We start from the raw sequence: 7246 nt of genomic DNA, 5'->3' as shown, positions 1-7246 counted from the left end.
GATGCCGTTGAGGTGGTCGACCTCGTGCTCGATGGCCTCGGCGAAAAGGCCGTCGGCGTGGTAGCGCACCGGCCGGCCGTCGCGGTTAAGGGCTTTCACGACGACCTTCTCCGAGCGAGGCACCACGCCCTTGTACCCGGGAAGGGAGAGGCAGCCCTCTTCGCACTCGCGGGTACCGATGCGCCGGATGATCTCAGGGTTGATCAGCACGACGAGGCCGGGCGAAGAGTCCGGGCAGTCGATGACGCAGAGGCGGAGCGAGACGCCGACCTGGTTCGCCGCCAGGCCGACACCTGGGGCGTCGTACATGGTCTCGACCATGTCATCGATTAGCTTCTGGATAGAGGAGTCGATCTTTCGGACCTTTTTCGTCTTCTGACGAAGGACCGGGTCGGGGACCTTCACGATGGGTAGCAGGGCCATGGAGCGATCTCTCTGCGCTGGTCAGCGAGCCGACACGACAATCTTAATCAATCGGGTCGGGATGGGCACCGCACCCCAGGCGATCCGGCAGGGGCCAACGGGCCGGCCGCTCCCCGTCCGTTGCGCGAATGGGAGCGTAACGCCCGAACGTAAGGGACCCCGCTTCTACCCGGGTCAACCCGTGTGGGGGCCGCCATCGAGGAGCGTGCGCGCCTTCGAGACGAGATCGTCGGGGATGAAAGGCTTGGTCAAGAAGTCGGAGGCGCCCCATTCGCGGGTCTTCGCTTCGACCTCGGGAGGGTCCCAGGCGCTGAGCAGCAGCACCGGCACGTGTTGCTTTGCGCGGAGGGCCCTGATCAGCGCTTCAACCGAGTCATCGGGCAGGAGGAGGTCGAGAATTGCCAGATCAGGGATGCCTGAGCCCAGCGCGGCCAGCGCCTCCCGGCCCGACTTCGCCGGCACGACCTCGATGTCCGGGGCGGCGAGCGCAATCTGGACGAGGCGCAAGATGCGCGGGTCATCGTCTACTACGAGCACTTTGGGCACCGCCCACCTCCAGCCATAACGGCATTGGATGACTGGAGACTGCGAAATGAGCAGGCGGGGCGCTAGTCTCGGCGGTTTCGAGCCATCAACTGCGCGAGTGTAGCACGAGCGTCAATAGCAGCCGCGAGGGGAAGTCAGGCCAGGCTCACGGGGTCGATGTCCAGCGTCCAGTTCGCCGGCAACTTGAACGGGGCCAGTAGTTCGGCCGGGTCGGCAGCGCGCACGGTAACCTGCCAGCGGTAGCGGCCGTGCCACTTTGGGACGTAGGGCGGCGCCGGGCCGAGCACCTCCACGCCCGGCAGCCCTCGGCGAGAGGCCTCCTGGCGCAGGCCGCGCGCCATGCGCTCGGCGTTGCGCAGGCCGCGGTCGTGGTTTCCATCGATATGCACGAGGCGGGCGAGGCGCGTGAAGGGCGGGTAGCCGCTTTCGTGCCTGATCTCGCTCTCCGTGGCGAAGAACTCGGCGTAGTCTTGCCGCGCGGCGGCGACGATGGCGTAATTGTCAGGCGTGTAGGTCTGGACGACAACCTCGCCGGCCGGCGGCCCGCCATCGGCCGCGAGGGCCCGCCCGGCCCGGCCGGCCACCTGGGTGAGCAACTGGAAGGTACGCTCCCCGGAGCGAAAGTCGGGGATGTGCAGCCCGATGTCGGCGCTGATCACGCCGACGAGGGTGACCGACGGCAGGTCCAGCCCCTTTGCCACCATCTGCGTGCCGATGAGGATGTCCGCCTTACCCTCCAGGAAGCGGGCAAGGATCTTCTCGTGCGCGTTCCGGCCGCGGGTGACGTCACGGTCCCAGCGCAGGACGCGCGCCTGAGGGAACAGCGCCGCCACCTCCTCTTCGACGCGCTCGACGCCGAGGCCCATCGGCCGCAGGCGGACGCCGCCGCACATGGGGCAGCGCTCGAATGCCCGCCGGGCGCGGTTGCACTGGTGGCAGAGGAGGATGTCGCCTGCCCGAGCGCCGGGGTGGCGTCCGCGACTCACGCCGTCTGCCTCGTCCTCGGCGAGCGATGGGCGCGAAGCGCCGGCGTGGAGACTGAGGGCGATGGCGCATGATGGGCACTGGGGCACGTAACCGCAGTCCCGGCACTGGACGAAGCCGGCAGTCCCGCGGCGGTTCAGGAACAGGATGGCCTGCTCACCGCGCTCCAGTACCTGGTAGAGGCCGAGCTGGAGCGGCCGGCTGAAGATGCTGCGGTTGCCGGTGCGCAGCTCCTCGCGCATGTCGACGACCTCGACCGGCGGCATGGCCTGGGAGGCGCTGATGCGCACCACTTCGCCGGCGGCGTCCAGCACCGGGCGCACGCGCTCTCGCAGCTCCAGGAGCGTGTACTGGCGCCAGAGTGCCCGCTGATAGCTGACGACATCCGGCGTAGCGCTTCCGAGGATGAGGACGGCGCCTGTCAGCTCGCACAGCTTCTCTGCCGTCTCGCGGGCATGGTAGCGGGGCGACTGGTCGTGCTGCTTGTACGTCCACTCGTGCTCTTCGTCGATCACGACGAGGCCGAGGTCCGGCTGGGGCGCGAACAGCGCCGAGCGGCTGCCGATGACGACGCCGTAGCGCCCGCCCCGGATGCCGTGCCACTGGTCGAAAGCCTCGCCAGCCGAGAGGCCGCTGTGCATGACCGCGACCTGGCCCGGGAAGCGCTCCGCGAAGCGACGGATGGTCTGGGGCGTGAGCGCAATCTCCGGCACCAGCACTATGCCGCGCCGGCCGCCGGCGAGACAGCGTTCCAGGGCCTTGAGGTATACCTCCGTCTTGCCGCTGCCGGTGATGCCGTGCAGGAGGAACGTCTCGTTACGCGCCGAGTCCAGCGCGGCCGCAATGGGCGCGAAGGCCCGTTCCTGCTCTGGCGTCAGGAGGGGCGGCGGCCGGTGTTCGAAGGCACGCCCGGCGAGGGGGTCGCGCTCCACCTGGCGCTCGCGGACGGCGACGAGGCCGGCCTCGACCAGTGGCGCCAGGTCGCGCTCACCGGCGCCGGTGCGGGCACGGAGGTGCGGCGCCGGCAGGCCGATGTCTTGCGCCAGCAGGCGCAGGGCCGCGGCCAGGCGGCGCTTTCGCGCCGCCTCCAGGCGCTCGGCGGCCGCGAGCGCTTCCGCCGGCTGCACGCACAGCTCCACGTAGCGCGCGGTCTTCCTGCGGACCGTGGGCCGGGCGAGGCCGTAGGTACGCCGGACGAGGCCGCGCTGCACCAGCTGGGAGAGGGCGGCCGCGACGCCGGAGAGCCCCGCCAGCTTCTCGACCTGCGCCGCTTCCAGGCGTCCCGACCGGGCAAGGAGGCTCAGTACTGCCCGTTGTCGTGGCGGCAGCGTGATACGGTCGAGCTCCTCCGGCTCCAACAGCGACTCATAGAACGTAAGGGGCTTGCGCTCGAAGCCGGGCGGGAGCATGAGCGCGACCGCGGGGAAGAGGGGCGAAAGGTAGTAATCGCTGACCCAGCGGGCGAGGGCAATGCGCTCCGGCGAAACGACCGGCAAGTCGTCCAGCTTCGCCTCGACGGGCCTCGGTCCGGCGACTGCGGGCACTTCCGTAGCCTCGACGACGATGCCCTGCAGAGTCCGCCTGCCGAAGGGCACGAAGACGGCATCGCCGGGGGCGAGGGCCATGCCTTCGGGGACGGCGTAACTGAAGGCGCCGCGATGGGGCAGGCCCGAGTTCACCGCTACGTCTACGAAGGGGGCAGGCGCGGCCATGTCGCACACATTTTCGCACCCTGGCAAGAAGCGCGAGTCCGGCCGTTGTACGGAGGGTCGAGGCCGCGGATGGACGCGGCCAGCGTCGCAATCCTGCTCCAGCCGCCGGCATCCACATGGCGCGCCCGGCGGCAGTCAGGCCACCCGCGGAGACGCGGACGCCGGCTATCACCGAGACGCGGCCGGACCTCGAGCCAGGAGTAGTCGGCCTACGACTCCGTCCCCAGCAGCAGACGCCCCGGAGGCTTCAGCCCGGCATCGTCTACCTGGAGGCCGCGGTCTGCCGTAGACGCTAGCCTGCTCGCGAAGGCTAACGGCGCCGAGGATGAAGTTGACAGCCGAGGACCCGGGGCGGACGACAGACATCGGCTGCGCGTCGAGCCAGGGAGCCTTCCGCGGGCAGGGGCGACGCAGGGGCGGCGGCCGCATGGTACGGCCGCTACGAAGAGGGACCGGCCCGGCGGCCGGGCCGGTTAACTCGCCTGAAGGGGCTAGCCGCTAACCCTTGCCGATGCGGTACATCTTCGTACCGCAGACGGGGCAGGTGCCCTGGGTGGCCGCCTTACCGTTCTTCATGGTCACCGGTCTGGCGTCCTTCATTTCCCTTTGAGTGCGGCACTTCAGACAGTAGGCCTGCATTCAGGAGCTCCTTTCTGGCGGGCATGGGCCGAATCCTGCATGCGATTAGGCACATAACCATTTATTCGCTTGCTTATCCGCCCTGCATGATAACTGCTCAGATTCGCCTGTCAAGCGATAATGGCGTCAACCTGAACCTGAAATCGAATCTGTGAGGAGCTTCACGCCTTGAGGGCGCCCCCGGGGCGCAGGTACAATGGTTGAGCCGCGGAGGGATCGCATAGTGGTCTAGTGCGGCCGCCTGCTAAGCGGTTATCCCGGGAAACCGGGATCCTGGGTTCGAATCCCAGTCCCTCCGCCAGGACAGCAAGCCAGGATAGAGAGCACAGGCCAGAAGACAGCGGCAATTTGGCCGCCCCTGACCTCCGGCCTGTCCTCTCGTTTCTGTCTCATTCGGCGCGCGCGCCCCCGGGCCGCCAGGACTCCGCGGCCGAACGCCGCAGCTCTGCCGCGACACGCGCGACGCCAGTCGATAGCTCGCTCGCCAGGAGGCCGGACTCGCCGTAGTCGCCCCGGAACCACTCTGCCGCGGCGCCATGGAGATAGACCCCCAGCGCCGCCGCGTCCCAGGCCTGCAGCCCCTGGGCAATCAGGCCGGCGATGACGCCCGCGAGCACGTCCCCGGTCCCGGCCGCCGCGAGGGAAGCAGTGGCGAAGGGGCTCACCAGCGCGTAGCCGGTCTCGTTGGAGATGATCGTGTGGGCGCCCTTCAGCACCAGCGTCTGGTCCCAGGCCTTCGCGTAGCGGCGCGCGGCCTCCAGGCGCTCACCCTGCAGGTCCGGCACACTCTCGCCGGTCAGGCGCGAGAGCTCGCCGGGATGGGGCGTTAGCACCGCCTTGCACCTTATCTCGCGCTCCCAGCCCTTCCAGCGCGCGAGGGCGTTGAGGGCGTCGGCGTCGACCACTACCGGAATGCTGGCGATCTCGGGCAGGGCCAGCAGGCCGCGGACCAGGGCAGCCGTCCCCGGCTCTTGACCCAGGCCCGGCCCGATGATCAGGGCGCTGTATCGCCCCATTTCGCGCGCGATGACGCTGCCGGCCTGCTCGGCGATTGAGCCCTCATCTTCGGGAAGGGGCAGGTAGGTCACCTCAGGCAGGCGCGACGCGGTCGCCGCCCGGACGTCGTCAATCGCCGCCAGCGTCACGAGGCCGGCGCCGGCGCGCAGGGCGCCAAGGCAGCACAGGGAAGCGGCGCCGATGAACTGGCGCGAGCCGGCCACCACCATCACCCGGCCGAACGTGCCCTTGTTCGAGCTGGCGGGCCGGGGCGGCAGGTGCGCCTGGGCCCATTCGCGCGTCAGGAGCTCGATGCTCAGGAGGTCGCCAGCGCCCGGCTCGAGCCCAATGTCGAGGACCTCCACCACGCCGGCATAGCTCGACCCCGGGAGCGTGTGAATGCCGACCTTCGAAAAGCCCAGCGCGAAAGTGACGTCCGCGCCGGCGGCGTGCGGGTCGACCGTGCCGGAGTCGGCGTCCACGCCCGTAGGAAGGTCAATCGAGAAGAGTGGCGCCCGGCGCGCCTTCAGGCGCTCGAACGTCGCCGCGATCTCTCCCTCCAGGGGGCGCAACCTGCCGCTGCCCAGGACAGCGTCGATGATCAGGTCGGCCCGGCTCAGCGCCTCGTCGAAGCGCGCCTGGGCTCCGGGCTCGCGGGCGTCCACGATCTCGACGCCAAGGCCACGGAGGGCATCGAGATTGGGGTCGGGCTGGCGTCGAGGCGCCAGCAGGTATACGAAGACGTCCTCGCCGAACTCGTACAGGTGACGCGCGGCGACAAGTCCATCGCCGCCGTTGTTCCCCGGGCCGATGAGGACGACGATGCGGCGCGCCCTCGCGCCCCCGATGTGCTCGCGGACGGCATTCGCGACCGCAAGGCCGGCGTTCTCCATGAGGACGGATGCAGGCTTGCCGGCGGCAGCGGCCTGTTCCTCCAGCATGCGCATCTCGGCGGCTGTCACAAGCTTCAAGGCCTTGCCTCCATCAGGGCAGCGTACCCGCCGCCGTCATGTCGGTTCACGAAAGTCCTCGCGCAGCGCGCCGCGGCGTTTGAGCCGCTCGATTACCGCCGCGCGCGCGTCGGCGTAATCGATTGGTGGGCCCTCCCGCGGGGCGACGACGAAAGCCAGCGCTAGCTCGTCGCTGTGAGTGAGGCTGACCTCGGGCTGCCCCATGCCGATTTCCTTCGCCCGGGCGGCGGCTCGCCCGTGCAGGTAGAGCAGAGGTTTCCCTCGGCGGTCGGCCAGCACTTCGATGTCCCGCCAGCCCACGCCGCGCACGCCGGTCCCCAGCGCCTTCATCGTCGCCTCCTTCGCGGCAAAGCGCACGGCCAGCTCCCGCAGCCGTCCCCGGCAGTAGGCGATCTCGAGCTCCGTGTAAACCCTCCTCAGGAAGCGCTCGGGGTGACGCGCCAGAGTCTTCTGGACTCGCGACAGTTCGATTGCGTCGATCCCGGCGCAGAATGAGGACATCGAGGCGATTCTAGCCGAGCGCGCTTCCGAGCCGCGACCGGGGCCGGCGATGCCGCTATGCTAGGGCCGTGAGCGCGCGGCTCATCGACGGTACGGCAGTCTCACGGGAGATACGCGAGGACCTGAAGCGCCGTGTCGCCGCGCTCAGGGCCCGCGGCATCGACCCCGGGCTCGCCTTCGTCATCGTCGGAGACGACCCTGCCTCCGTCTCCTATGTGCGCAGCAAAGCACAGGCGTGCAACGAGATCGGGATGCGTTCCGAGACCTTTCGGCTCCCAGACTGGACGACCGAGGACGACCTGCTCGCCCTTGTCCGCGGCCTCAACGAGGACCCCCTCTGGCACGGCATGATCGTCCAGTTGCCCCTGCCACGGCAGATCGACCCCCTCAAGATCGCTTCCGCCATCGACGTCGAGAAGGACGCGGACGCGGCCCATCCTTACAACCTCGGCCGCTTGCTCGCGGGCATGGCGG

The 7246-nt window shown here is 69.3% G+C and carries 7 protein-coding genes and 1 tRNA gene; 2 read left to right on the top strand and 6 right to left on the bottom strand.

Annotated features, from left to right (window positions below; translation table 11 throughout):
- The 4 genes from def to VNN10_02295 form a co-directional block, all read right to left on the bottom strand.
- On the bottom strand, positions 1-423 hold a 423-nt coding region (gene def, locus VNN10_02310), incomplete at its 3' end, for a peptide deformylase (protein ID HXH20834.1).
- A gap of 174 nt (positions 424-597) precedes the next feature.
- Positions 598-969: a response regulator gene (locus VNN10_02305; protein ID HXH20833.1), complete on the bottom strand. Its 372-nt coding sequence runs from the start codon at positions 967-969 to the stop codon at positions 598-600.
- A gap of 134 nt (positions 970-1103) precedes the next feature.
- Positions 1104-3665, bottom strand: coding sequence for a primosomal protein N' (gene priA / locus VNN10_02300; GenBank protein ID HXH20832.1), 2562 nt, complete (start codon positions 3663-3665; stop codon positions 1104-1106).
- A 498-nt stretch (positions 3666-4163) separates the two neighbouring features.
- Complete coding sequence (locus VNN10_02295) at positions 4164-4304, bottom strand: DUF5679 domain-containing protein (protein ID HXH20831.1); 141 nt, start codon at positions 4302-4304, stop codon at positions 4164-4166.
- Positions 4305-4513: 209 nt separating this feature from the next.
- On the opposite strand from VNN10_02295, the gene VNN10_02290 reads away from it, so the two are divergent.
- A tRNA-Ser gene (locus VNN10_02290) sits at positions 4514-4605 on the top strand.
- 88 nt (positions 4606-4693) lie between these two features.
- On the opposite strand, the gene VNN10_02285 is transcribed toward VNN10_02290, so the two are convergent.
- Both VNN10_02285 and acpS read right to left on the bottom strand, forming a co-directional pair.
- The gene (locus VNN10_02285) at positions 4694-6262 is read right to left on the bottom strand and encodes an NAD(P)H-hydrate dehydratase (GenBank protein ID HXH20830.1); all 1569 of its coding nucleotides are present in this window, start codon (positions 6260-6262) and stop codon (positions 4694-4696) included.
- Positions 6263-6307: 45 nt separating this feature from the next.
- Positions 6308-6772 carry a holo-ACP synthase gene (acpS, locus tag VNN10_02280; protein HXH20829.1) on the bottom strand — a complete coding sequence of 155 codons (465 nt, stop codon included), beginning with the start codon at positions 6770-6772 and terminating at the stop codon, positions 6308-6310.
- 68 nt (positions 6773-6840) lie between these two features.
- Here acpS and VNN10_02275 point away from each other — a divergent pair.
- Positions 6841-7246: tetrahydrofolate dehydrogenase/cyclohydrolase catalytic domain-containing protein (locus VNN10_02275; protein HXH20828.1), on the top strand; the 406-nt coding region annotated here is incomplete at its 3' end.

This window comes from Dehalococcoidia bacterium (genome assembly GCA_035574915.1).
GTDB lineage: Bacteria > Chloroflexota > Dehalococcoidia > DSTF01 > WHTK01 > DATLYJ01.
This window is presented reverse-complemented; position numbering and strand designations above follow the sequence as displayed.